Genomic DNA, 23258 nt, shown 5'->3' on the forward strand with positions numbered 1-23258 from the left:
ATGATTGGCGCGAAAGGGGGCGCAGGCTCAAACGTCGCGAGCCAGCGACACGGCATGGCCTACGTAGCTGCCCGGTGTCAGCGCCAGCAGGCGAGCCTTGGCGTCGGCCGGCAGGTCCAGGCCTTCGATGAAGCTGCGCATCGATTCGGCGGTGATGCCCTGGCCGCGGGTGAGTGCCTTGAGCTGCTCGTAGGGATTGGGCAGGCCGTGGCGGCGCATCACAGTCTGCACCGGTTCGGCCAGCACTTCCCAGGCGGCGTCGAGGTCGGACGCCAGGCGCTCGGGATGGGCGCTGAGCTTGCCCAGCCCGCGCAGCAGGGCATCGAGCGCGATCAGCGAATGGCCGAAGGCGGTGCCCAGCGCGCGCAGCACGGTGGAGTCGGTGAGGTCGCGCTGCCAGCGGCTGATCGGCAGCTTTTCGGAGAAATGACCGAGCAAAGCATTCGCCAGGCCGAAGTTGCCCTCGGCGTTCTCGAAGTCGATCGGATTGACCTTGTGCGGCATGGTCGAGCTGCCGACTTCGCCCGCTTTCACCGACTGCTTGAAATAGCCCAGCGAGATATAGCCCCAGACGTCGCGGCACAGGTCCACGAGCACGGTGTTGATGCGGCGCTGGGCGTCGCAGAGTTCGGCGATGCCGTCGTGCGGCTCGATCTGGGTGGTGTAGGGGTTGAAGTCCAGGCCCAGGGACTCGACGAAACGCTGGGCCAGCGCCGGCCAGTCCACGTCGGGGTAGGCGACCACGTGCGCGTTGTAGTTGCCGACCGCGCCGTTGATCTTGCCGGGGAACTCGATGCCGTGCATCACCGCGACCTGGCGCTGCAGGCGGGCGACGACGTTGGCGATTTCCTTGCCCACGGTGGTCGGCGAGGCAGTCTGGCCATGCGTGCGCGAGAGCATCGGCAGGGCGGCGTGCTCGTGCGCCATTGCGCGCAGCTTCTCCACCACCTCCCAGGTTCTGGGCGCCAGGACGCGGGTGTAGGCCTCGTGCAGCATCAGGGCGTAGCTGAGGTTGTTGATGTCCTCGCTGGTGCAGGCGAAGTGCACGAACTCCAGCGCCGGACCCAGTTCGGCGTCGTCCTTCAAGCGTTCCTTGATGAAGTACTCCACGGCTTTGACGTCGTGATTGGTGGTGCGCTCGATCTCCTTCACCCGCGCGGCGTCAGCGACCGAGAAATCCTGCGCCAGGCCACGCAGGCGACCCATGGCGGCGGCACCGAAGGCCGGCAGTTCGACGATGCCGGGCTCGTCGGCCAGCGCCAGCAGCCACTCCACTTCGACCCGTATCCGGGCCTTGATGAGGCCGTATTCCGAGAAGATCGGCCGCAGGGCCTCGACCTTGGCGGCATAGCGGCCATCGAGCGGCGACAGGGCAGTGAGGGCAGGGTCGGACATCGGCAGGCTCGGGCAAGTCGGGGAAGCCACACATTCTACCCGCGCACTTCCTGTAGGAGGGCCTTCAGGCCCGAAGCTCCCCCTGTAGGAGGGCCTTCAGGCCCGAAGCTTTTTGGCGGAAAGCTTCGGGCCTGAAGGCCCTCCTACAGGGGCGCGGTATGCTCGGGGCTTCTTCGCAGGGAGCAAGTCATGGCCAGCCAGACCCGTACTGAAAAGGACAGCCTGGGTGAACTTCAGGTCCCGGCCGAGGCGCTTTACGGCGCCCAGACCCAGCGCGCCGTGCAGAATTTCGCGATCTCCGGCCTGCGCATGCCGCGCGAGTTCATCCGCGCGCTGGGGTTGGTCAAAGCCGCCGCTGCCGATGCCAATGCCGCCCTCGGCCATTTGCCCAAAGGCGTCGCCGCCGCGATCCAGGACGCCGCCCTGCAGGTCGCCGCTGGCGACCTCGACGGCCAGTTCCCGGTGGACGTGTTCCAGACCGGCTCCGGCACGTCCAGCAATATGAATGCGAACGAGGTGATCGCCAGCCTGGCGTCGCGGCGCAGCCGCAAACCCGTGCACGGCAACGACCAGGTCAACATGGGCCAGAGTTCGAACGACGTGGTGCCGACCGCGATCCAGGTCGCGGCGGTGCTGGCCTGTCGCGAGCAACTGCTGCCGGCGATCAAGCACCTGCGCGCTGGCATCGATCGTCGCGCGAAATCCTTGAGCAAGGTCACCAAGACCGGCCGCACCCACTTGATGGACGCCATGCCGCTGACCCTGGCGCAGGAGCTGGGCACCTGGTCGGCGCAGCTGTCGTCGGCCAGCGAACGCATCGAAGACACGCTCCAGCGTCTGCGCCGGCTGCCCATTGGCGGCACCGCGGTGGGCACCGGTATCAATGCCGACCCGCGCTTCGGAAAACGGGTGGCGGCGTCGCTGTCGAAGCGGTCGGGCGCCAAGTTCGAACAGGCCGGAAACCTGTTCGAGGGCATCGCCTCGCAGGATGCGTCGGTGGAACTGTCGGGCCAGCTCAACGCGCTGGCGGTGGCGCTGATGAAGATCGGCAACGACCTGCGCTGGATGAACTCGGGGCCCTTGGCAGGGCTTGGTGAGATCACGCTGCCCGCGCTGCAGCCGGGCAGCTCCATCATGCCGGGCAAGGTCAATCCGGTGGTGCCCGAGGCGCTGTGCATGGTTTGCGCCCAGGTCATGGGCAACCACACCACCGTGACGATCGCGGGGGCCAGCGGCAACTTCCAGCTCAACGTCATGCTGCCGGTAATCGCGCACAACCTGCTGCAGTCCATCGAACTGCTGGCGAACGGCTCGCGGCTGCTGGCCGACACCGCCATCGCCGGCTTCACGGTGCAAACGGAGCGCCTGCGCGAGGCCCTCGACCGCAACCCGATCCTGGTCACGGCCCTCAACCCGGTGATCGGCTACGAAAAGGCCGCGGCGATCGCGAAGCAGGCGTATCGCGAAGGCAGGCCGGTGTTGGACGTGGCGCATGAAGCGACCGGCCTTCCGAAGAAAACGCTGCAGGCCTTGCTTGATCCCGCCGCCCTGACCCAGGGCGGTATCCAGGGCAAGCCCGGCGCTGGCCAGGGGCTTGGCAGGACAACAAAAAAAGGTCCGTCCTGATCAGACGGACCCCATGGGCCCAGGCGCTGGCGATGTGGCCGGCTTAGCCGGCCGGCCAGCTCAGGGAATCGACACCTGGCGCTTTTCCTCACAGTCCTCGATGTCCTTCTCGTCCATCGTGGCGTAAGGGCGGAACTCGGGGACCGCGTCGGCGGCGGCCCGCTGGCTGGCCAGAAGCGCCGGCAACTGGTCGCACAGGGCCTGCGCCGCCGCGGCGATGGGGGCCGACTCCGCCTCCATCCGCGCTTTCATTCCTTCCTCGTCGCCGCTGAGAGCGGCCATGGCGGCCTCCTTCATGGCCGTGGTGGCCAGCGCGGCCGCCTGCAGGCCTATCTCGGCCCCGGTCTCCGCGACGTCGGCGAGCCTGGCGCGATAGTCCAGCAGCAGCTCGCGCTGCGCCTCGGTGATGGCTACCTTCTCGCCGCCGATCACCAGATCGCCCTGGGGCGAAAGCGCCGCACCCGGCAGCTCATCTCCGCTTTTGCCGATGTCCAGGTCCTGGGTGGCCATTTCTTCGCGGACCTCGGCCCGGGCCTTGTCGGCGATTCCGGCCCAGCCGGTTTTTTCTTCCGAGCCCGTCTCGTCGCGGGTGCAGGCCGTGACGCCAAGGCTTGAGAATGCGATCAATGCGGCGGCGAGATAGTTGAAGTTCATCGGGTGTCTCCTGAGACAAGGTAGCGGGAGGGCGAAGCCTCCCGCTGAGGGGTGAAAATCGGGTATCAGCCTTCGTCGGTGACCCGGCGGCGATACATCGCGGCGCCGATCAGCAGCGCACCCAGGACCACGCCCACCCAAAGTTCGGGCTCTGCCAGGATGCGGTAGGCCTGGCCCACCGACAGAATGCGCGCCACGTCCTGCGGACCCTCGAAATCGGTGGTGATCGGGTTGGCCGCGAGGCGATAGATGATGTCCGTGCCCGACAGCGTGCCGCTGAGCACCCGCGCCACCACCTGCCCCCAGAACCAAGCCACACTCTTCCCGAACAGTTCCATCAGGCCGAGCATCCAGACCATCACGCCGCTCAGCACCGGCACCAGGATCGCCCAGACGAAGGGCACCCGCTTGGACCAGGCCGAGCAAAACATCAGCCAGCCAATGGTGGGCAGCGACCACAGGGCGTAGATCGGAAGCGCGGCGATCAGGTTGAACGAGGCCCGGGCGATCGCGCCGATGTCCCAGAAGTAGATCGGGTTCTCGCCGTGCAGCAGCACGAACACCGACAGCACCACCAGGATCAGCAGGCTGGTGACGATGGCCCCCAGGGTCGCGATGGCCGGCACCACGACGGCGGCGGTGAACACCTTGGACGCCACCGTCTGGGTGTCGGAGATCGGCAGCGACTTCCAGAACAGGATGCTGCGGTCCTTGCGGTCGTCGTACAGCGAACCCAGGCAATAGAAGAAGCCCACGAAAGCCATCACGATAAAGATCGGGTTGCCCAGGGTGTAGATCAGCAGTTCGATCGCGGCGCCGACCTCGGCCGCCTTGGTCGGATCGGCGAGCTGGGCGATGCCTTGCGAAATCTTCAGGCCATCCTGGCCTTCGTCGAACTGGCGCACGCCGAAGCCCACCAGCGCCAAGCCCACGATCGAGAAGAAGACGAAGATCGCCGAAGTCACCACCGGCGCCCAGAACAGGCCGCCCCGATGCTCCCAGTACTCACGCTTGAGGAGCCATTTGAAAGTGTTCATGCGTAGGTTCCTTTCATGGTGGCGACGAACAGGTCCGCGATGCCGGCGTTGCGGGTTTCACCGTATTCGGCCAGGCGGCCGCGCGGCGGGCCGTCGAACAGCATCACGGTCTTGCCGAACACCTGCCGCTCGTCGATGGGCTTGAGCGCTCGGGCGGCGTCGGCCTTGTCGGCCGGCACCATCACTTCGGTGAAGCGCTCGGCCACTTCATCCATCGTCGCCGACAGCACGATCCGACCGTCGCGGATGAACATCAGGTCGGTAAGGATGTGTTCGATCTCCTCGACCTGGTGGGTGGTGACGATGATGGTCTTCTGTTCGTCGAAATAGTCTTCGAGCAGGTTCTGGTAGAACTGCTTGCGATACAGGATGTCCAGGCCCAGGGTGGGTTCGTCGAGCACCAGCAGCTTGGCGTCAATCGCCATCACCAGCGCCAGGTGCAGCTGCACGATCATGCCCTTGGACATTTCCTTGACCCGCATGTTCGGGCTCAGCTTGGTGTGGGCCAGATAGGCCTCTGCCTTGCTGCGGTCGAAGCGCGGGTGCACGCCGGCGACGAAGGCCACGGCGTCCTTGACCTTGAGCCAGCGCGGCAGCACCGCCACGTCGGCGATGAAGCAGACGTCCTGCATCAGTTCGTCGCGCTGGGAGCGCGGGTCCTTGCCCAGTACCTTCAGTTCGCCCTCAAAGGGGACGAGACCGAGCGCGGCCTTGAGGGTGGTGGTCTTGCCGGAACCGTTGGGGCCGATCAGGCCGACGATGCGGCCGGCCGGGATCTCGAAGCTGATCCCGTCCACGGCGGCCTTGCCCTTGTAGCGCTTGCTCAGATTGCGTGCGGAGATGACGGCGCTCATGACTTGCTCCCCTGCCGGGCATGGTCGGTCAGCTTGCCGATGTCCAGGCCCAGCCGTTGGATCCGCTCGATCACCAGCGGCCACTCATCCTTCAAGAAGCGGTCCCGCTCGGACGCCAGTAATTTTTCGCGTGCCCCAGGTGTCACGTACATGCCAAGTCCCCTTCGTTTTTCCACGAGTTCTTCGTCCGCCAGCTCCTGGTAGGCGCGGGAGACGGTAATCGGATTGAGCTGGTATTCGGCGGCGATCTGCCGGACCGAGGGCAAGGCCTCGCCCGCCTTGAGATCGCCGTCGAGCATCATCGCCACCACTTTGTCCTTGAGCTGCCTGTAGATCGGCGCGCTGTCGTTCCAGGCGATGGTCATGTCAGGACTCCTGGCGCGGCAGCAGGGCTGCGATGGACACGTAGGGCATGCCCAGGTGGCGCTTGAGCGCTCCGCTGCGGGCCGCGCTGGCGGGTGCGTCTTGCGCCTGGGCCATGACGGCCTCGGGGGAGGGCAGGGCCTGGCTGGCCATCGGCGGCTCGCCCAGGCCGTAACCGACCAGGACGAAGCCGAGGGCGACGGACAGTCCGATCAGCTGGGTCTTCAATTTGGCGTACATGGCGCCTCCCGTCTTAGTGACGTATTGGATAGGTGTTGTAGGTAACTATAACACTAGGAAAACGCCTGTCAACACCTCGTGCACAACAAAGCGCCCAAACTGATGGCATAGACCCGGCGTGGGCCGGTGGAGGGCGTCAAATGAAGATCTGGACGAGTGTGGCAATGGCCGGCATGTTGGCCGCGACCCCGGCGCTTGCCGCTGACACCTTGCTTGACCGCAGCTTCCGCGCACTGGCCGGCAAGGAAACGGTCAACTTGCAGGAAACCTACGGGGGTCAAGTGCTGCTGGTGGTCAACACGGCCAGCAAGTGCGGCTTCACTCCGCAATACGAGGGGCTCGAGGCGATGTACGCCCGCTACAAAGAGCAGGGCTTCGCCGTGCTCGGCTTCCCGTCGAATGACTTCATGGGCCAGGAGCCGGGCAGCGAGGAAGAGATCCAGGAATTCTGCACGCTTACCTATGGTGTGAAGTTCCCGATGTTCGAGAAGGTGCAGGTGCGCGGCGCCGACGCCAATCCGCTGTATGCGGCGCTGACCCAGGCCACCGGCGAAGCGCCGGGCTGGAACTTCCACAAATACCTGATCGATCGCCAGGGCAACGTGGTTGCCAGCTTCGGCAGCCGGACCAAGCCGGAGGATCCGGAGCTGGTGGCCGAGATCGAGAAGCTGCTGGCCGAGCCGGCACCCGCGAAACCGGCGCCGAAGGCCTGAGCCCGGCGGGCGCCGGCCTCAGAGCCGGCGCTTGACGAGGGCGATCAGGGTGCCAAGCACCGGTATGTGCTGGAACAGGCCATCGGCTGCGTTCCAGTAGTCCTGGTGGTAAACCACGCGACCCTCGGCATCGAAGCGCAGATGGCTCATGCCGACGGTCCACGTATCAACGCCACGGCGGAATTTCTTGAACCGGATCATCATCCGCCAGCGAATCAGATGCTCGTCGTTGGCGGTGCGCGTGGTCTCGAGGATTTCGACGCGGCAGGATTCCACGGCCTCCGCGCTTTCGCCCAGGTAGTGCCCGAGCGCGCTGCGACCTTCGACAGCCTTGAGCGTGTCGTTGAAATACACATCGTCGGCATAGGTCTGGGGCACCAGCGTCTCGACCCGGTCGGACGCGAGGTTCGAGAAGAACGTCGCGAAGCGCGCCAGCGCCTCGGCTTCGGCGTCGCTGGCCGCCGGCGGCGGGGCAGGGTGGCGGGTGCGGATCTGGGCGAGCCTATCTATGGTTTCCATACTTTTTATTCCACCCCTTGCCTAGTGAGGACAGCATGACGCCATCGAAAGCCTCCCCGCCGCCGCTCGACCGCGCCGCTCTGGTCCTGGGCTGGGCCGGCGTGGTTCCCTTCCTGCTTTTGGCCGGCCTGGTTTTCGTGCCGGCGTTCCGGCTGCCGGCGCTGGACGCGTTCATGGCCTACTCGGCCGTGATTTTGTCCTTCCTGGGCGGCGTGCGCTGGGGGCGTGCGCTGGCGGCAGGCGCCGGGCTGGGGCAGTACGTCCGGGCCGTGCTGCCCGGCCTCTGGGCCTGGGCCGCCTGGCTGCTGCTGGGGCCCGCTCCGGCATTGACCGCCTTGGCCGCAGGCTTCGTGCTCGTTGGCGCGTGGGACGCGCGCGGCGACGCGCTGCCGGCCCCCGCCAGCTTCCGGCGCCTGCGCCTGGGCCTCGGACTGGCGGTGGTGGGCTGCCACGCGCTGGCATTGGCGGCCTGGCTGACCGGCCCCGCCTGAACCAATCTTGCGGCGCGCATTGCCGTTCGGGCCGCGCACCGCGACAATAGCCGGCGTCGCGCCGTTCCGGCCCGCCCCATCAGGAGTCCTTCCGCAATGAATTCCGCTCTGCGTTATGCCGCGCCGCTGGTCCTCGCCAGCCTGGTGCTCTCCCTCAGCGCCTGCAAGCCCGAAGCCGAAGACACCGCCGCCACGACCGCCGACGCGGTTGCGGCAGGTGCCGACGCCCCGGCCGTGGTAGCCGGCATCAAGGGTCAGGAGACTGAGAAGCAGCAGGTCAGCTACATGATTGGCCTGGATATGGCCAAGTCGCTGACCCCGATCAAGGACAGCCTCGACATCGAGGTCATGACCGAAGCGATGATTGCCCACTTCAACGGCGCCGAGCCCAAGCTCACCGACGAACAGATGGTCGAGGTGCAGCAGGCCTTCACCACCAAGATGCAGGAAGAAGCCGCCGCCAAGGCCGAGGCCGCAGCGGTCGACAACCTTGCCAAGGGCGCCGAGTTCCTCGCCGCCAACAAGGAAAAGCCGGGCGTGACGACCACCGAGTCGGGCCTGCAGTACGAAGTGGTGCGTGCCGGCAACGGCGACCAGCCGGCCGATACCGACGTGGTGAAGGTGCACTACAAGGGCACCTTGCTCGACGGCACCGTGTTCGACAGCTCCTACGATCGCGGTGAGCCGGCCGAATTCGGCCTCAACCAGGTCATTCCGGGCTGGTCGGAGGGCGTGGCGCTGATGAAGGTTGGCAGCAAGTACACCTTCTGGATCCCGGCCGAGCTGGCCTATGGCGAAGGCGGCGGTGGTCCGATCCCGCCGAACTCGACCCTGACCTTCGAAGTCGAGCTGCTGGAAATCGTCAAGTAACGACGTTCGTGGAAAATCGCGCGGCCGCTCGCCGGCCGCGCGACACCCGGTCCCGGCGTCGCCGGGCACCGTAGGGGAAAGCTATGCGAGTCACCGTTTTCGGTACCGGCTACGTCGGCCTGGTCACCGGCACCTGCCTGGCGGAGGTCGGCAACCACGTGGTTTGCGTGGATGTAGACGCCGCCAAGGTCGAGGGCCTCAACCGCGGCGTCATCCCCATTTACGAACCGGGCCTCGAGCCCATGGTCCGCGCCAACCACGGTGCCGGGCGCCTTGAGTTCACCCTCGACGCCGCTTCGGCGATCGCGCACGGCGACACGCTGTTCATCGCGGTCGGCACGCCGCCCGACGAGGACGGCAGCGCCGATCTTCAATACGTGCTGGCCGTCGCCCGCACGATCGGCCGCACGCTTTCGCGGCCCGTGGTAGTGGTCAACAAGTCCACCGTGCCGGTCGGTACCGCCGACAAAGTTCGCGCCACCATCGCCGCCGAGCTGGCGGCGCGCGGCGCGGATATCGCGTTCGACGTGGTGTCCAATCCCGAATTCCTGAAAGAGGGCGCGGCGGTCAACGACTGCATGCGTCCCGATCGCATCATCGTCGGCTCGCGCAGCCCGCAGGCCGTCGAACAGCTTCGGCGCCTGTACGCGCCGTTCAACCGCAGCCACGACCGCGTGGTGGTGATGGACGAGCGCTCGGCCGAACTGACCAAGTACGCCGCCAACGCCATGCTGGCGACCAAGATCAGCTTCATGAACGAGATGGCGAACATCGCCGAGCGCGTGGGGGCCGACATCGAGATGGTCCGCCACGGCATCGGTTCGGATCCGCGCATCGGCTACCACTTCATCTATCCGGGCCCGGGTTACGGCGGCTCATGCTTCCCGAAAGACGTGCAGGCGCTGGAGCGCATCGCCCGCCAGCACGGCTACCCGGCGCGCATTTTGAGCGCGGTGGAGGCGGTGAACGACGACCAGAAGGGCAAGCTGTTCGAATTGATCAGCCGCCACTTCGACGCGGCGCTGGCCGGCAAGACCTTCGCCATCTGGGGCCTGGCCTTCAAGCCCAATACCGACGATATGCGCGAAGCCCCCAGCCGAACCCTGCTGGCCCAGCTATGGGCCGCCGGCGCGCGTGTCCGGGTCCATGACCCGGAGGCGATGGCCGAGGCTGGCCGCATTTTCGGCGAGCGCGAGGACCTAGTGTTCTGCGACAGTCCCGATGCCGCGCTCGAGGGCGCCGATGCGCTGGTGCTGGTGACGGAATGGAAGGCCTTCAACAGCCCCGATTTCCCGACGATGGCAAAGCAGCTGGGCGCGCGGGTGGTTTTCGACGGTCGCAATCTGTATTCACCCGATGCCGTCGAGGAAGCCGGCCTGGCTTACTACGGCATCGGGCGCGGCCGCACCCTGCGGCGCGATTGAGGCCACCGACATGTCGACATCTTCTTCCAGCAGCCCCAGTCTCGAGGACCGCATCGCCGAGCTCGAGTCGCGGATCGCGTTCCAGGAGCACACCTTGACCGAACTCAGCGACGCGCTGGCCGAAACCCGCAGGGAAACGGCGCGCGCCAGCGAGCAGTTGGTGCGCGCGCTGGGTGACCTGAAGCAGCTGCGTGGCGTGCTGGACTCCGATTCCGGCGTCGAGCCGCCGCCGCCCCACTACTGAGCATGATCCAAGCATGAGCAATTCGCTGCGCGATAAATTGATGGGGCTGGGCTTCAAGGCACCTGAGCCGGAACCGCGTCCCGAACGCAAGCCGCCCCCGGGCGGCCGCACGGGCGAGGGTGGCAAAGCACGCGCGCCGGGCAAGCCTGGCGAGCGTCGCGGTGAGCGTCCGGGCGGCAAGCCTGGCGAAACGCGAGGCCCGCGGGGTCCGCGTCCGGCCGGCGCGGCGGACGCCAAGCGCGCGGACAACCGGCGCCCGCCGGGCAAGCCGGGTGAAACGCGTCGCAGCGGCAAGCCGCGCAGCCAGGAAGAGATCGACCTCGGCAAGGCTTACGCCATCCGTGCGCAGAAGGAAAAGGAAGAGCGCATCGAGGCCGAGCGGGTGAAGCAGGAAGAGGCCCGCCTGCGCCGCGAGGCCAAGGCCAAGCTGACCGAGCTGGTGAAAGACCAGGGCCTGAACGACAAGGAGGCCGAGATCGCCCGGCACTTCCCCTACGGCGGCAAGATCAAACGCATCTACGTCAACGCAGCCCAGCTCAAGCAGCTCAACGCCGGCGAACTCGGCGTGCTGCAGCTCGACGGCCGCTACCTGCTGGTTACCGCGGCGCTGCTGGACGAAGCCGAGAAGGTCTTCGCACCGGCCCTCGCCCTGCGCGTCGACCCGAATGCCCCGGCCGGCGAAGATCCCTACGCCGACCCGCAATACCAGGTCCCCGACGACCTGGTCTGGTAGCCCGGAACATGTAGGAGGGCCTTCAGGCCCGAAGCTCTTCGCGAAAAGCTTCGGGCCTGAAGGCCCTCCTACAGTCGCCTGTTCTAAAAAACGGCTTATTCGGGGTCGTAGTCGAGGTTGGAGGCCAGCCAGCGTTCGGCCTGAACCACCGGGACGCCCTTGCGCCGCGCGTAGTCGGCGACCTGTTCGCGCGACAGCCTTCCGACCACGAAGTACTGACTGCCGGGGTGGGAGAAGTACAGCCCGCTGACCGCCGCCGCCGGGTACATCGCGAAGCTTTCGGTCAGCGTCATGCCGGTGTTCTTCTCCACGTCGAGCAGCCGGAAGATCGTCGATTTTTCGCTGTGCTCGGGGCAGGCCGGATAGCCGGGGGCAGGGCGGATGCCGCGATATTGTTCGCGGATCAGGGCCTCGTTTTCCAGCGCTTCGTCCGGCACGTAGGCCCACAGCTCGGTGCGGACCTTCTGGTGCAGTCGTTCGGCGAAGGCCTCGGCGAGGCGATCGGCCAATGACTTGAGCAAGATGGCGTTGTAGTCGTCGTGGTCGGCTTCAAAGCGGGCAACATGCGGCTCGATGCCCAGGCCCGCGGTGACGGCGAACGCGCCCACCCAGTCCTTGCGGCCGCTGTCGCGCGGCGCGACGAAGTCGGCGAGGCAGAAGTTGGCGCGGTCGTCCGGCTTCTCGGCCTGTTGGCGCAGGCAGTGCAGCACCGCGTCGCCGCCGTCGGCGTGCAGGTGGATATCGTCGCCCACCGCGTTGGCCGGCCACAGGCCGACGACGCCCTTGGCGGTCAGCCATTTCTCCCGAACGATCTGGTCGAGCATGGCGCGGGCGTCGTTGAACAGCTCGCGCGCCTGGGTGCCGACCACGGCGTCATCGAGGATGGCCGGGTAGCGGCCCGCCAACTCCCAGGTCTGGAAGAAGGGCGTCCAGTCGATGATCGAGACCAGGTCCGCGAGCGGGTAATCGTCGAAGACGCTCAGGCCGGGCTTGAGCGGCACCGGTGGAACATAGTCGGTCCAGCCACCGTCAAATTTCTTGCCGCGTGCCCGGGCCAGGCCCATCAGCGGCTTGGCGTCGCCGCGGTTGGCATGGCGGGCGCGGACCTCGGCGTAGTCAGCCTCGTTGGCCGCCACGAAGGGCGCTCGCAGGTCCTTGCTGAGCAGGGACTGCATCACGCCGACGGCGCGCGAAGCATCCTTTACCCAGACCACGGGCGACCCATAGTGCGGGTCGATCTTGAGCGCCGTATGCGCGCGCGAGGTCGTGGCACCGCCGATCAGCAGCGGCAGCTCGAAGCCCTGGCGCTTCATTTCCTTGGCGACGTGGCTCATTTCCTCCAGCGAGGGCGTGATCAGCCCGGACAGGCCGATGATGTCGGCCTTCTCCTCGCGGGCGCGGTCGAGGATGACCTGGGCGGGTACCATCACGCCCAGATCCACCACGTCGAAGTTGTTGCAGGCCAGCACCACGCCGACGATGTTCTTGCCGATGTCGTGCACGTCGCCCTTCACCGTCGCCAGCAGCACCTTGCCCTTGGCCTTGCCGGCGTCGCCGCTGAGTGCCTTCTCGGCTTCGATGTAGGGGATCAGGATGGCGACCGCTTTCTTCATCACGCGCGCCGACTTGACCACCTGGGGCAGGAACATCTTGCCGGCACCGAACAGGTCGCCGACCACGTTCATGCCGGCCATCAGCGGACCTTCGATCACGTCCAGCGGTCGGGTCGCGGCCTGGCGCGCCTCTTCGGTATCGGCTTCGACGAAGCGGTCGATGCCGTGCACCAGCGCGTGCCGGATGCGTTCGGCCACCGGCGCCTCGCGCCAGGCCAGGTCTTCGACCCGCACCTCGCCTTTCTTCGACTTGTGCTTGTCGGCCTCTCCCAGCAGGCGTTCGGTGCCGTCGGCACGCCGGTTGAGCACCACGTCCTCGACCGCCTCGCGCAGCGCCGGTTCGATGTCGTCGTACAGCGCCAGCGCACCGGCGTTGACGATGCCCATGTCCATGCCGGCGCGGATGGCGTGGTACAGGAACACCGCGTGGATCGCCTCGCGCACGGCGTTGTTGCCGCGGAACGAGAAGGAAACGTTCGACACGCCGCCGGACACGTGGCTAAGCGGGAACCGGGCCTTGAGTTCGGCCGCCGCCTCGATGAAAGCCACGGCATAGCCGTCGTGCTCCTCGATGCCGGTGGCGATGGCGAAGATATTGGGGTCGAAGATGATGTCCTCGGGCGGGATGCCGGCCTGCTCGACCAGCAGCTTCCATGCACGGGAGCAGATCTCGACCTTGCGCTCGTAGGTGTCGGCCTGGCCTTTCTCGTCGAAGGCCATCACCACCACGGCGGCGCCGTACCGGCGCACTTTCGCGGCCTGCGCCAGAAAGGCGGCTTCGCCTTCCTTCATTGATATCGAGTTGACGATGGCCTTGCCCTGCACGCACTTGAGGCCGGCTTCGATCACGCTCCATTTCGAAGAGTCGATCATCACCGGCACCCGGGCGATGTCCGGCTCGGCGGCGATCAGGTTCAGGAACCGGGCCATCGCCACTTCGGCGTCCAGCATGCCCTCGTCCATGTTGACGTCGATGACCTGGGCGCCGTTTTCCACCTGCTGGCGCGCCACGGTCAGCGCCTCGTCGTAGCGACCCTCCAGGATCAGCTTCTTGAACTGGATGGAGCCGGTGACATTGGTGCGTTCGCCAACGTTGACGAAGTTGGTGTCGGGCGTGATGACGAACGGCTCGAGGCCGGCCAGTCGCGTAAACGGCGCGATCGAAGGAATCGCGCGCGGCGCCAGGCCGGCCACGGCCCCGGCGATCGCGGCGATGTGTTCCGGCGTGGTGCCGCAGCAGCCGCCCACCAGGTTGAGCAGGCCGGCTTCGGCGAATTCACGCAGCACGCCGGCCGTTTCCTCCGGGCCTTCGTCATAGCCGCCGAAGGCGTTCGGCAGGCCGGCATTGGGGTGGCAGCTGATGTGGGTGTCGGCCACCTGGGACAGCATGTCGATGTGCGCACGCAGGTCGCGCGCGCCGAGGGCGCAGTTCAGGCCGATGGACAGCGGCCGGGCATGTCGCAGCGAGTACCAGAACGCTTCGGCGGTCTGTCCCGACAGGGTGCGGCCGCTGCGGTCGGTGATGGTGCCCGACACCATCACCGGCAGGCGCACGCCCAACGACTCGAACAGTTCCTCGATCGCGTACAGCGCGGCCTTGGCATTGAGCGTGTCGAACACGGTCTCCACCATCAGGATGTCGGCGCCGCCCTCGACCAGCGCGCGAGCGGCCTCGACGTAGTTGGTCACCAGCTCGTCGAAGTGGATATTGCGATAGCCGGCATCCTCGACCTTCGGGCTGATGGAGGCCGTGCGGCTGGTGGGCCCCAGCACGCCGGCGACGAAACGCGGGCGCGCCGGGTCGGCCGCCTCGGCTTCGTCGCAGCAGGCACGCGCCAGCCGGGCGGCTTCCCGGTTGAGCTCGGGCACCAGGTGCTCGAGCCGATAGTCGGACTGGGACACACTGGTGGAATTGAAGGTATTGGTTTCGACCAGATCGGCGCCGGCCGCCAGGTAGGCGCGATGCACGTCGGCGATGATCGCCGGTTGCGTCAGCGTCAGCAGGTCGTTGTTGCCCTTGAGATCCGAGCCGCTACACCCGCAGTCCGGCCCGTGGGCGTGACCCTCGGAAAAGCGCAGGCCGTCGTATCCCTCGGCGAAGCGTTCGCCGCGGTAGGCGGCTTCGTCCAGCGAATGCCGCTGGATCATGGTGCCCATGGCGCCGTCGAGCACCAGGATGCGTTCGGCCAGGGCGGCGAGCAGGCGCTCGGTGCGCGCCGGATTGTGCCAGGGAAGGAGCTTCATGGTTTACGCGCCAGCAGGGTGAGGACTTCGAAGTGGGGCGGTCGTTTCTCGCGGGTGACCGGCTCGCATACGGTGACCTCCAGCCCGGCCTTTTCGGCGTGGCGGCGCAGGTCTTTGACGGTGAAGCCCAGGTTGACGTGGCCATAGGGCGTTACCGCCGACTGGTGCTCGTGCTTGCCCAGGCAGGTGGCGACCAGCCGACCGCCGCGACGCAGCACCCGCGCGGCCTCGATGATGGCCTGGCCGGGCTTGGTGGCGTAGGTCAGGGCATGCATCAGCAGCACCAGGTCGAACTGCGCCGCGGGGAAGTCCAGCGCCTGCATGTCACCCTCCAGCACTTCGACATGCCGGTACTTGCGCAGCCGCTCGCGGGCGGCGCCCACCACCCTTGCACTGGAATCAACGCAGACGTAGCGGCGGGCGTGCGGGGCCAGCAGTTCAGCCAGCACGCCGTCGCCGGAAGCTACGTCCAGGACATCGCCGGGCTCGAGCAGGGGCAGGGTGGAGCGCGCCAAGGCTTCCCAGGTGCGTCCCGGGGAATAGTGGCGCTCCATGTCGCCGGCTACCGAGTCGGCCCAGTTCCGGTCGCTGGCGCGCGTGGCCAGGATGGCCGGCAGCCGCTCGGCGTCCTGGCGCAGCAGCGGGTCGTCGGTGCTGTCGCGCAGTGCTTCCCAGAGCCTGCCTTCGGCCGGGTCCAGGGATTCTGCGTTGAAGCGGTAGTAGGCCGAGACACCGGCGCGCCGATCGCGCACCAGGTCGGCTTCCTTCAGGCGCGCCAGATGGGTGGACACCCGCGGCTGCGCCAGGCGGGTGACGCCCGAGAGCTCGGCCACGGTCAGCTCCTCGCGCTCCAGCAGGGCCAGCAGGCGGACCCGGGTTGGGTCGGCGAGGACCTTGAGGCAGGCCGACCAAGCGTCGAGATCCATGGCTTTATCCTTTCATCCGGATTCAAAGATATGAAGGTTAGGCCTGCCGCTGTGGGGCGTCAAGGCGCGCGCGGCCACGCTTCACGCGCCGTGGACCTGTGCGGGCGGGTGCCAACCGTTACAATTGACGCCTTTCCCGCATACCAACCGAGGAACCGCCGTGGACTTCCGATTCACCGAAGAGCAGCTGATGATCCAGGACGTGGCCCGGCGCATCGCGCAAGAAAAGATCGCGCCCAGCGCCGAGCACCACGACCGAACCGGCGAGTTCCCGCTCGACAACATCCGCACCCTGGGCGAGAACGGCCTGATGGGCATCGAGGTCCCGGCCGAATACGGCGGCGCCGGCATGGACCCGATCAGCTACGTGTTGGCCATGATCGAGATCGCCGAGGCTGACTGCGCGCATTCGACCATCGTCTCGGTCAATAACTCGCTGTTCTGCAACGGCATCCTGAAGTTCGGCACCGAGGCGCAGAAGCAGCTGTATGTGCGCGCGATCGCCGAGGGCCGCGAGATCGGCGCCTTCGCCCTGACCGAGCCGCAGTCGGGCTCCGACGCCACCGCCATGCGCTGCAAGGCCGTGAAGCAGGACGACGGCAGCTACGTCATCAACGGCAAGAAGAGCTGGATCACCTCTGGCCCAGTGGCGAAGTACATCATCCTGTTCGCCATCACCGACCCGAGCAAGGGCGCCAAGGGCATCACGGCCTTCATGGTGGACACCGCCAAGCCGGGCTTCCACCGCGGCAAGACCGAGCCCAAGCTGGGCATCCGGGCCTCGGCCACCTGCGAGATCGAGCTCCAGGACTACGTGGCCACGGCCGAGGAAGTGATCGGCAAGGACGGCGAGGGCTTCAAGATCGCCATGGGCGTGCTCGACGCCGGCCGCATCGGCATCGCGTCCCAGGCCGTGGGCCTGGGCAAGGCGGCCTACAAGGCGTCGGTGGCCTACGTTAAGGAGCGCAAGAGCTTCGGCCAGCCGATCGGCTCGTTCCAGATGATCCAGGCCAAGATCGCCGACATGAAGTGCCGGCTCGACGCCGCGGAGATCCTCACCCTGCGCGCCGCCTGGGCCAAGACCGAGGCCGACAAGGTCGGCGGCCGTTTCAGCACGGAAGCCTCGGTGGCCAAGCTCACCGCCTCGGAAGCGGCGATGTTCATCACCCATCAGGCCCTGCAGATCCACGGCGGCATGGGTTATTCCAAAGAAATGCCGCTCGAGCGCTATTTCCGCGACGCCAAGATCACTGAAATCTACGAAGGCACCAGCGAAATCCAGCGCCTGGTGATCGCCCGCAACGAAACCGGCCTTCGCTAAGCCCGATCCGTACGCCGGCGTACCCGAAGCCCCGCTGAAGCGGGGCTTCTTTTTGCCTGTATTTTGGCTGGCCGGAACCATTTTGCAGGGCTACAATTTCGCACTTTAATCACGCTCTGCGAGAACGCGGTCAATGAACGCCCACGCTTTGGCTTCCGCCGACACCCTCAACGCCGTCATCGCGGCCCTGCCGCCCGGTGCATCCGCCGCTGAGCACGCGCTGCTCGAGCGGTTCACCCGCGACTTCTTCGCGCGGCTTCCGGAAGATGAGCTGGCGGGTCGGCCGCCGCGTGAGTGGGCCCTGATCGCCCAATCCTTCCTGGGCTTCACCCGGCAGCGTACTGCCGGTGTCCCCAAGCTGGCGGTGTTCAATCCCAGCGTCGCCGGCGACGGTTTCGACAGCACCCATACCGTGGTCCGCATCGTCAACGACGACATGCCTTTCCTGGTCGACTCGGTGCGCATGGCGCTGGCGCAGTTCGGCACGTCCTTGCACCAGATCGCCCACCCGGTGTTCAACATCGCCCGCGACGCCGGCGGCCAGCTGCAGGCGGTCGACCAGGGCCAGCCAGAGTCGATGATGTACATCGAGATCGACCGCCAGGCCGATGCCGAGGCCATGCAGACGATCGAGAAAAACCTGCTGGCCGCGCTGTCGGACGTGCGCGAATCGGTCATCGACTGGCAGGCCATGCGCGACAAGATGGTGCGCATCGCCGATGAGCTCGACACCAGCGCGCTGCCCGTCGACGCCGCCGCGCGCACCGAGGCGCAGGCCTTCCTGCGCTGGGCTGCCGACAATCACTTCACCTTCCTGGGCTATCGCGAGTACGAAGTCACCGACCGCCAGCTGGGCGCGGTGCAGGGCAGCGGCCTGGGCATGCTGCGCGGCAAGGACCACCTGGTGAAACCGCGCCCGGTCGAAGGCCTGGCCGCCGCCGACCTGGCCCCGGGCCAGCGGCTGGACGCGCTGATCCTGACCAAGACCAATGCCCGCGCCACCGTGCATCGTCCCGGCTATATGGACTACATCGGCGTGCTGGTGTTCGACGCCGCCGGTCGCGCGGTGCGCGAGCACCGCTTCCTCGGTCTCTATACCTCCAGCGCCTACAATCGCCGCCCGTGGGAAATCCCGCTGGTGCGCCAGCGCCACGAGTTCGTAATGGCGTCCTCGGGCCTTTCCACCAACAGCCACAGCGGCAAGGCGCTGCGCCACATCCTCGAGACCCTGCCGCGCGACGAGCTGTTCCAGTCCAGCGCCGAAGAGCTGCAGCGCACGGCCATGGGCATCCTGGGTCTGCAGGATCGTGCGCGCACGCGTCTGTTCCTGCGCCGCGACCGCTACGGCCGTTTCTTCTCGGCCTTGGTCTACATCCCGCGCGATCGCTTCAACACCGGCATCCGCCATCGCGTCGAAGCGCTGCTGATGGCCGCGCTGGAGGGTGAGCGGCTCGACCACAGCGTGCAGATCGGTGAGTCGCCGCTGGCCCAGCTGCACCTGGTGATCCGCCCGAAAGCGGGCTGCACGGTCGCCTTCGACCAGGAGAAGCTCGAGGCCGAGCTGGCCCGGATCGTCCGCGATTGGCACGACGAACTGCGCGAAACCCTGGTCCGCGACCTGGGCGAAGAGCAGGGCCTGCGCCTGTTCCAGCGCTACGGCCGCAGCCTGCCGGCAGGCTACGTCGAGAAAGTCAGCCCGCAGATCGCCGCCGCCGACGTGGTGCAGGCTTCGCAGCTGACCGGTCCCGATGACCAGCGGGTTTCCTTCTACCGCGCCGACGGTGACCAGCTCGGCTTCAAGCTCATCCGCCGCAGCAGCGACATCGCGCTGTCGGACGTGCTGCCGGTGATGGAGAACCTGGGCCTGCGCATCCTTACCGAACATCCCTACGTCATTGACGTGGACGGCGAGCGCCTGTCCATCCAGGACTTCGAGGTCCAGCCGCTGCACGGCGAGATCGACGTCGAGGCGGCCCGCAAGCCCTTCGAGGAAGCCTTCGCCGAAGTCTGGCGCGGCGGCGCCGAGAACGATGGTTTCAACCGCCTGCTGCCCAGCGCCCGGCTCGAGTGGCGCGATATCGCCATGCTGCGCGGCTACACCAAGTTCGCGCTGCAGACCGGCGTGCCGTTCTCCCAGCCCTACATGGAAGAAACGCTGCAGCGCTACCCGGTTATCGCGCGACTGCTGTACGAACTGTTCGCCGCCCGTTTCCAGCCCGGCCGCGAACAGCCGCTGGACGAAGCTGGCCAAACCGCACTGCACGACCAGATCGCCTGGCTGCTGCCCCAGGCAAGCCGCCAGTCACTGGACACCATCCCGCAGGAAATCGCCGCCGCCCGCGCCCTCGACCGCGCCGCCCAGATCGACGCCTGCGCCGACGCGCTCGAGATCCTGCTCGACACCGCCGTCTCCAGCATCGACGACGACCGCATCCTGCGCGGCTACATGAGCCTGATCAACGCCACGCTGCGCACCAACTTCTTCCAGAAGAAGGACGGCGAGTACCGCGACTACATCAGCTTCAAGTTCGACCCGGCGCTGGTGCCCGAGCTGCCGAAGCCGCGTCCCTACCGCGAGATCTTCGTGTATTCGCCCTTCGTCGAAGGCGTGCATCTGCGCTTCGGCCCGGTGGCGCGCGGTGGCCTGCGCTGGTCCGACCGCCGCGAAGATTTCCGTACCGAAGTGCTGGGCCTGGTGAAGGCGCAGATGGTCAAGAACACCGTCATCGTGCCCGTTGGCTCCAAGGGCGGCTTCGTGGTCAAGCGGCCGCCGGTCGGCGGTGACCGCGATGCCCAGCTGGCGGAAGGCATCGCCTGCTACAAGCGCTTCATCAACGGCCTGCTCGACATCACCGACAACCTGGTTGATGGCGAGCTCGTGCATCCGATTGACGTCGTGCGCCACGACGGCGACGACCCCTACCTGGTGGTCGCGGCCGACAAGGGCACCGCTACGTTCTCCGACATCGCCAACGGCATCTCGGCCGAGCATGGCTATTGGCTGGGCGACGCCTTCGCCTCCGGCGGCTCGGTGGGCTACGACCACAAGGGCATGGGCATCACCGCCAAGGGCGCCTGGGAGTCGGTCAAGCGCCACTTCCGCGCGCTGGGCATCGACAGCCAGTCGCAGGACTTCACCTGCGTGGGCATCGGTGACATGTCGGGCGACGTGTTCGGCAACGGCATGTTGCTGTCCAAGCACATCCGGCTGGTGGCGGCGTTCGACCATCGCCACATTTTCCTGGACCCGACGCCTGATGCCGCGAGCAGCTACGCGGAGCGCGCACGCCTGTTCAAGGTTCCGCGCTCGAGCTGGGAAGACTACGACCGTTCGCTGATCTCCGCGGGCGGCGGCATCCATCCGCGCTCGGTGAAGAACATCGCCATCACGCCGCAGGTGCGCGAAGCCCTCGACCTGCCCGCGGGCGTCGAGCAGCTCAGCCCGAACGAACTGATGAACGCCATCCTCAGGGCGCCCGTGGACCTGCTCTGGAACGGCGGCATCGGGACCTACGTCAAGGGCAGCACCGAGAGCCACGCAGATGCCGGCGACCGCGCCAACAATGGCCTGCGCGTCAACGGCGGCGAGCTGCGCTGCCGCGCGGTGGGCGAGGGCGGCAACCTGGGCATGACCCAGAAGGGCCGCATCGAGGCGGCCTGGGCCGGCGTGCTGGTCAACACCGACTTCATCGACAACTCCGCCGGCGTGGACACCTCCGACCACGAGGTGAACATCAAGATCCTGCTGTCGGCGCCGTTGATGCGCGGCGACCTGAGCCAGGAGCAGCGCAATGCGCTGTTGGCCAGCATGACCGCCGAGGTCGGCGAACTCGTGCTCAACGACAACTACCGCCAGAACCAGGCCATCAGCCTGATGGAGCGCATGAGTGCTTCGCGGCTGGGTTCCTTCGGCCACTTCATCCGTACGCTGGAAGGCCAGGGCCTGCTCGATCGCGCCATTGAGTTCCTGCCCAGCGAGGCCGAGATCAATGACCGCAAGGCGCGTGGCCAGGGCCTCAGCCGCCCCGAGCTGGCGGTGCTGCTGAGCTACGACAAGATCGTCGTGTTCAACCAGATGCTCGAGTCCGATGTGCCCGAGGATCCCTACCTCTCCAAGGAACTGGTGCGCTACTTCCCCAATGCCCTGCAGGAAAAGTACGCGCAGGACATGGAGAACCACCGCCTGCGCCGCGAGATCATCGCCACCGCGGTCACCAACTCCACCGTCAACCGCATGGGGTCGACCTTCATCCTGCGCATGCAGGAAGACACCGGCCAGACCCCGGCGCAGATCGCCAAGGCCTTCACCATCAGCCGCGAAGTGCTGGACGCCCGCGAACTGTGGGCCCGCATTGATGCCCTCGACCTGAAGGTGTCCGAGGCGGCCCAGCTCGATGCCCTCACCAGCATCTGGCACCTGCAGCGCAACATGACCCGCTGGCTGCTCAACCGACCCGGCGAGAACCTCAATATCGCCGAGAAGGTCGAGCGCTATGCCGGCGGCGTGGCGGCCCTGCGTGGTTCGCTGGGCGGTCTGCTGCCCGCTGAGGCGCGCGCCGACCTGCAGGCCGATGTCGCCCACTGGCAGCAGTTGGGCTACCCCGAGGACCTGGCCCAGGCCTTCGCCAGCCTGCCGTTCCTGGCCTACGCGCTGGACATCGTCGAGGTCTCGATTGAGCAGGACCTGCCGGTGGCCGATGTGGCCGAGGCCTACTTCAACCTTTCCGACGCCCTGCACACCAAGTGGCTGATGGACAGCGTCGAAGCGCTGCCGGTCGAGGGCCGCTGGCATGCCCAGGCCCGCGGCGTGCTGCGCGACGAGCTGCAGGCGCAGCAGCGCGCGCTGGTCGCCCAGGTCTTGGGTGCCTCGCACGCCGGCAGTTCGTCGCAGGCGCTGGTAGAAGCCTGGCTGGCCCGCGACGACGCCACGCTCAAGTACACGATGTCGATGTTCGCCGACATGCGGAACCTTCGCGGCCTCGACTACCCGACGCTGTCGGTCGCCGTCCGCCGCCTGGCCCAGGTCGTCGCCGCCGGCGCCCTCTGAAGTCCCTCCCACACCGGCGTCAAGCCCTTGTAGGAGGGCCTTCAGGCCCGAAGCTTCTCGCCAAAGAGCTTCGGGCCTGAAGGCCCTCCTACAGTCGGGGGACATGACGTAAGCTTTGGGCATGTCCTTGCCCGCCCATCCGCGCATCGCCTTCCTTGCCAGCCCCGCGCCGGAAGCCCAGTCCGCGCTGGCCAAGCTCACCGCCAGCCATGGCCAGGTGCCGCCGGAGGACGCCGACGTCATCTGTGCGCTCGGCGGCGACGGCTTCATGCTCCACACGCTGCACCGCCACGGCCCGCTGGGCCGGCCGGTCTACGGGATGAAGCTGGGCAGCGTCGGTTTCCTGATGAACCAGCACCGGCCCGAAAGCCTGCTCGAGCGCCTGCACGCGGCCGAGACCACCGTGCTGCATCCCTTGGAAATGCGCGCCACCACCGAGTCCGGTGCCACCGTCAATTCGCTGGCCTACAACGAAGTCTCGCTGCTGCGCCAAACCCGCCAGGCGGCGCACCTGCGTGTGCATCTCAACGGCCACATGCGGCTGGAAGAGTTGGTCTGCGACGGCGCCCTGGTGGCGACGCCGGCCGGCAGCACGGCCTACAACTTCTCGGCCCATGGGCCGATCCTGCCGCTGGGCTCGCAGGTGATCGCGCTGACGCCGATCGCCGCCTTCCGGCCGCGGCGCTGGCGCGGCGCCCTGCTGCGCTCGGACACCGAGGTGAGGCTGGAGGTGCTGGATGGCTACAAGCGCCCGGTCAGCGCCACCGCCGATTCGCACGAGGTTCGCGACGTGGTCGAGGTCAGCATCCGTGAGTCGCGCGAGCACCACGTGACCCTGCTGTTCGACCGCGAGCACAATCTCGAGGAACGCATCCTCAACGAACAGTTCATCACCTGAGCCCCGTTCTCAGCTCCTGAGACCGCGGCGGCGCACACTCCAAGCC

At 67.0% G+C, this 23258-nt stretch carries 18 protein-coding genes and 1 pseudogene; 10 read left to right on the top strand and 9 right to left on the bottom strand.

Going from position 1 to position 23258, the window contains the following annotated elements; genetic code table 11:
- Positions 1 to 27: 27 nt before the first annotated feature.
- Entirely contained in the window at positions 28 to 1395 is a 1368-nt protein-coding gene (gene purB / locus ACYVGY_RS04245; protein WP_460456212.1) for an adenylosuccinate lyase, read from the bottom strand.
- 189 nt (positions 1396 to 1584) lie between these two features.
- On the opposite strand from purB, the gene ACYVGY_RS04250 reads away from it, so the two are divergent.
- A complete protein-coding gene (locus ACYVGY_RS04250) occupies positions 1585 to 3021 on the top strand; it encodes a class II fumarate hydratase (protein WP_460456213.1) in 1437 nt (478 codons plus the stop codon).
- A 60-nt stretch (positions 3022 to 3081) separates the two neighbouring features.
- Here the strand turns inward: ACYVGY_RS04250 and ACYVGY_RS04255 are convergent, their stop codons facing one another.
- The 5 genes from ACYVGY_RS04255 to ACYVGY_RS04275 form a co-directional block, all read right to left on the bottom strand.
- Entirely contained in the window at positions 3082 to 3675 is a 594-nt protein-coding gene (locus tag ACYVGY_RS04255; RefSeq protein WP_460456214.1) for a hypothetical protein, read from the bottom strand.
- A gap of 65 nt (positions 3676 to 3740) precedes the next feature.
- The gene (locus ACYVGY_RS04260; protein ID WP_460456215.1) at positions 3741 to 4712 is read right to left on the bottom strand and encodes a hypothetical protein; all 972 of its coding nucleotides are present in this window, start codon (positions 4710 to 4712) and stop codon (positions 3741 to 3743) included.
- Complete coding sequence (locus ACYVGY_RS04265) at positions 4709 to 5566, bottom strand: ABC transporter ATP-binding protein (protein WP_460456216.1); 858 nt, start codon at positions 5564 to 5566, stop codon at positions 4709 to 4711. The genes ACYVGY_RS04260 and ACYVGY_RS04265 overlap by 4 nt, the downstream gene beginning before the upstream one ends.
- Complete coding sequence (locus tag ACYVGY_RS04270; protein ID WP_460456217.1) at positions 5563 to 5931, bottom strand: GntR family transcriptional regulator; 369 nt, start codon at positions 5929 to 5931, stop codon at positions 5563 to 5565. The genes ACYVGY_RS04265 and ACYVGY_RS04270 overlap by 4 nt, the downstream gene beginning before the upstream one ends.
- Before the next feature lies 1 nt (position 5932).
- A complete protein-coding gene (locus ACYVGY_RS04275) occupies positions 5933 to 6169 on the bottom strand; it encodes a hypothetical protein (protein ID WP_460456218.1) in 237 nt (78 codons plus the stop codon).
- A gap of 140 nt (positions 6170 to 6309) precedes the next feature.
- On the opposite strand from ACYVGY_RS04275, the gene ACYVGY_RS04280 reads away from it, so the two are divergent.
- Entirely contained in the window at positions 6310 to 6882 is a 573-nt protein-coding gene (locus ACYVGY_RS04280; protein ID WP_460456219.1) for a glutathione peroxidase, read from the top strand.
- Positions 6883 to 6900: 18 nt separating this feature from the next.
- Here the strand turns inward: ACYVGY_RS04280 and ACYVGY_RS04285 are convergent, their stop codons facing one another.
- Complete coding sequence (locus ACYVGY_RS04285) at positions 6901 to 7401, bottom strand: nuclear transport factor 2 family protein (RefSeq protein WP_460456220.1); 501 nt, start codon at positions 7399 to 7401, stop codon at positions 6901 to 6903.
- 35 nt (positions 7402 to 7436) lie between these two features.
- On the opposite strand from ACYVGY_RS04285, the gene ACYVGY_RS04290 reads away from it, so the two are divergent.
- From ACYVGY_RS04290 to ACYVGY_RS04310, 5 genes are all read left to right on the top strand, one after another.
- Positions 7437 to 7892: a DUF3429 domain-containing protein gene (locus ACYVGY_RS04290; protein ID WP_460456221.1), complete on the top strand. Its 456-nt coding sequence runs from the start codon at positions 7437 to 7439 to the stop codon at positions 7890 to 7892.
- Positions 7893 to 7988: 96 nt separating this feature from the next.
- Positions 7989 to 8762: an FKBP-type peptidyl-prolyl cis-trans isomerase gene (locus ACYVGY_RS04295; RefSeq protein ID WP_460456222.1), complete on the top strand. Its 774-nt coding sequence runs from the start codon at positions 7989 to 7991 to the stop codon at positions 8760 to 8762.
- Between the two features lie 83 nt (positions 8763 to 8845).
- Positions 8846 to 10186, top strand: coding sequence for a UDP-glucose dehydrogenase family protein (locus ACYVGY_RS04300; RefSeq protein ID WP_460456223.1), 1341 nt, complete (start codon positions 8846 to 8848; stop codon positions 10184 to 10186).
- 10 nt (positions 10187 to 10196) lie between these two features.
- Positions 10197 to 10430: a SlyX family protein gene (locus tag ACYVGY_RS04305; RefSeq protein WP_460456224.1), complete on the top strand. Its 234-nt coding sequence runs from the start codon at positions 10197 to 10199 to the stop codon at positions 10428 to 10430.
- A gap of 13 nt (positions 10431 to 10443) precedes the next feature.
- Positions 10444 to 11163 (top strand): DUF2058 domain-containing protein, encoded by a 720-nt coding sequence (locus ACYVGY_RS04310; protein WP_460456225.1) that lies wholly within the window; start codon positions 10444 to 10446, stop codon positions 11161 to 11163.
- Between the two features lie 95 nt (positions 11164 to 11258).
- Here the strand turns inward: ACYVGY_RS04310 and metH are convergent, their stop codons facing one another.
- Both metH and ACYVGY_RS04320 read right to left on the bottom strand, forming a co-directional pair.
- Positions 11259 to 15020, bottom strand: coding sequence for a methionine synthase (gene metH / locus ACYVGY_RS04315; RefSeq protein ID WP_460456226.1), 3762 nt, complete (start codon positions 15018 to 15020; stop codon positions 11259 to 11261).
- A pseudogene (locus tag ACYVGY_RS04320) lies at positions 15020 to 15946 on the bottom strand (ArsR/SmtB family transcription factor); the annotation flags it as partial. The pseudogene ACYVGY_RS04320 and the gene metH, both read right to left, overlap by 1 nt.
- A gap of 124 nt (positions 15947 to 16070) precedes the next feature.
- Between ACYVGY_RS04320 and ACYVGY_RS04325 the strand changes: the two are divergent.
- The 3 genes from ACYVGY_RS04325 to ACYVGY_RS04335 all read left to right on the top strand — a co-directional run bounded on the left by ACYVGY_RS04325 (position 16071) and on the right by ACYVGY_RS04335 (position 23212).
- Positions 16071 to 17267, top strand: a complete 1197-nt coding sequence (locus tag ACYVGY_RS04325) for an acyl-CoA dehydrogenase family protein (RefSeq protein WP_460456227.1) — start codon at positions 16071 to 16073, stop codon at positions 17265 to 17267.
- A gap of 133 nt (positions 17268 to 17400) precedes the next feature.
- On the top strand, positions 17401 to 22314 hold the full coding sequence (locus ACYVGY_RS04330) for an NAD-glutamate dehydrogenase (RefSeq protein ID WP_460456228.1): 4914 nt from the start codon (positions 17401 to 17403) through the stop codon (positions 22312 to 22314).
- A gap of 127 nt (positions 22315 to 22441) precedes the next feature.
- Positions 22442 to 23212, top strand: coding sequence for an NAD kinase (locus tag ACYVGY_RS04335; RefSeq protein ID WP_460456259.1), 771 nt, complete (start codon positions 22442 to 22444; stop codon positions 23210 to 23212).
- Positions 23213 to 23258: the final 46 nt, after the last annotated feature.

The organism is Arenimonas alkanexedens (genome assembly GCF_054781355.1).

Coding starts and splice junctions, on each gene's coding strand:
- purB (WP_460456212.1), bottom strand. CDS start 1,395: ATGTCCGACCCTGCCCTCACTGCCCTGTCGCCGCTCGATGGCCGCTAT.
- ACYVGY_RS04250 (WP_460456213.1), top strand. CDS start 1,585: ATGGCCAGCCAGACCCGTACTGAAAAGGACAGCCTGGGTGAACTTCAG.
- ACYVGY_RS04255 (WP_460456214.1), bottom strand. CDS start 3,675: ATGAACTTCAACTATCTCGCCGCCGCATTGATCGCATTCTCAAGCCTT.
- ACYVGY_RS04260 (WP_460456215.1), bottom strand. CDS start 4,712: ATGAACACTTTCAAATGGCTCCTCAAGCGTGAGTACTGGGAGCATCGG.
- ACYVGY_RS04265 (WP_460456216.1), bottom strand. CDS start 5,566: ATGAGCGCCGTCATCTCCGCACGCAATCTGAGCAAGCGCTACAAGGGC.
- ACYVGY_RS04270 (WP_460456217.1), bottom strand. CDS start 5,931: ATGACCATCGCCTGGAACGACAGCGCGCCGATCTACAGGCAGCTCAAG.
- ACYVGY_RS04275 (WP_460456218.1), bottom strand. CDS start 6,169: ATGTACGCCAAATTGAAGACCCAGCTGATCGGACTGTCCGTCGCCCTC.
- ACYVGY_RS04280 (WP_460456219.1), top strand. CDS start 6,310: ATGAAGATCTGGACGAGTGTGGCAATGGCCGGCATGTTGGCCGCGACC.
- ACYVGY_RS04285 (WP_460456220.1), bottom strand. CDS start 7,401: ATGGAAACCATAGATAGGCTCGCCCAGATCCGCACCCGCCACCCTGCC.
- ACYVGY_RS04290 (WP_460456221.1), top strand. CDS start 7,437: ATGACGCCATCGAAAGCCTCCCCGCCGCCGCTCGACCGCGCCGCTCTG.
- ACYVGY_RS04295 (WP_460456222.1), top strand. CDS start 7,989: ATGAATTCCGCTCTGCGTTATGCCGCGCCGCTGGTCCTCGCCAGCCTG.
- ACYVGY_RS04300 (WP_460456223.1), top strand. CDS start 8,846: ATGCGAGTCACCGTTTTCGGTACCGGCTACGTCGGCCTGGTCACCGGC.
- ACYVGY_RS04305 (WP_460456224.1), top strand. CDS start 10,197: ATGTCGACATCTTCTTCCAGCAGCCCCAGTCTCGAGGACCGCATCGCC.
- ACYVGY_RS04310 (WP_460456225.1), top strand. CDS start 10,444: ATGAGCAATTCGCTGCGCGATAAATTGATGGGGCTGGGCTTCAAGGCA.
- metH (WP_460456226.1), bottom strand. CDS start 15,020: ATGAAGCTCCTTCCCTGGCACAATCCGGCGCGCACCGAGCGCCTGCTC.
- ACYVGY_RS04330 (WP_460456228.1), top strand. CDS start 17,401: ATGAACGCCCACGCTTTGGCTTCCGCCGACACCCTCAACGCCGTCATC.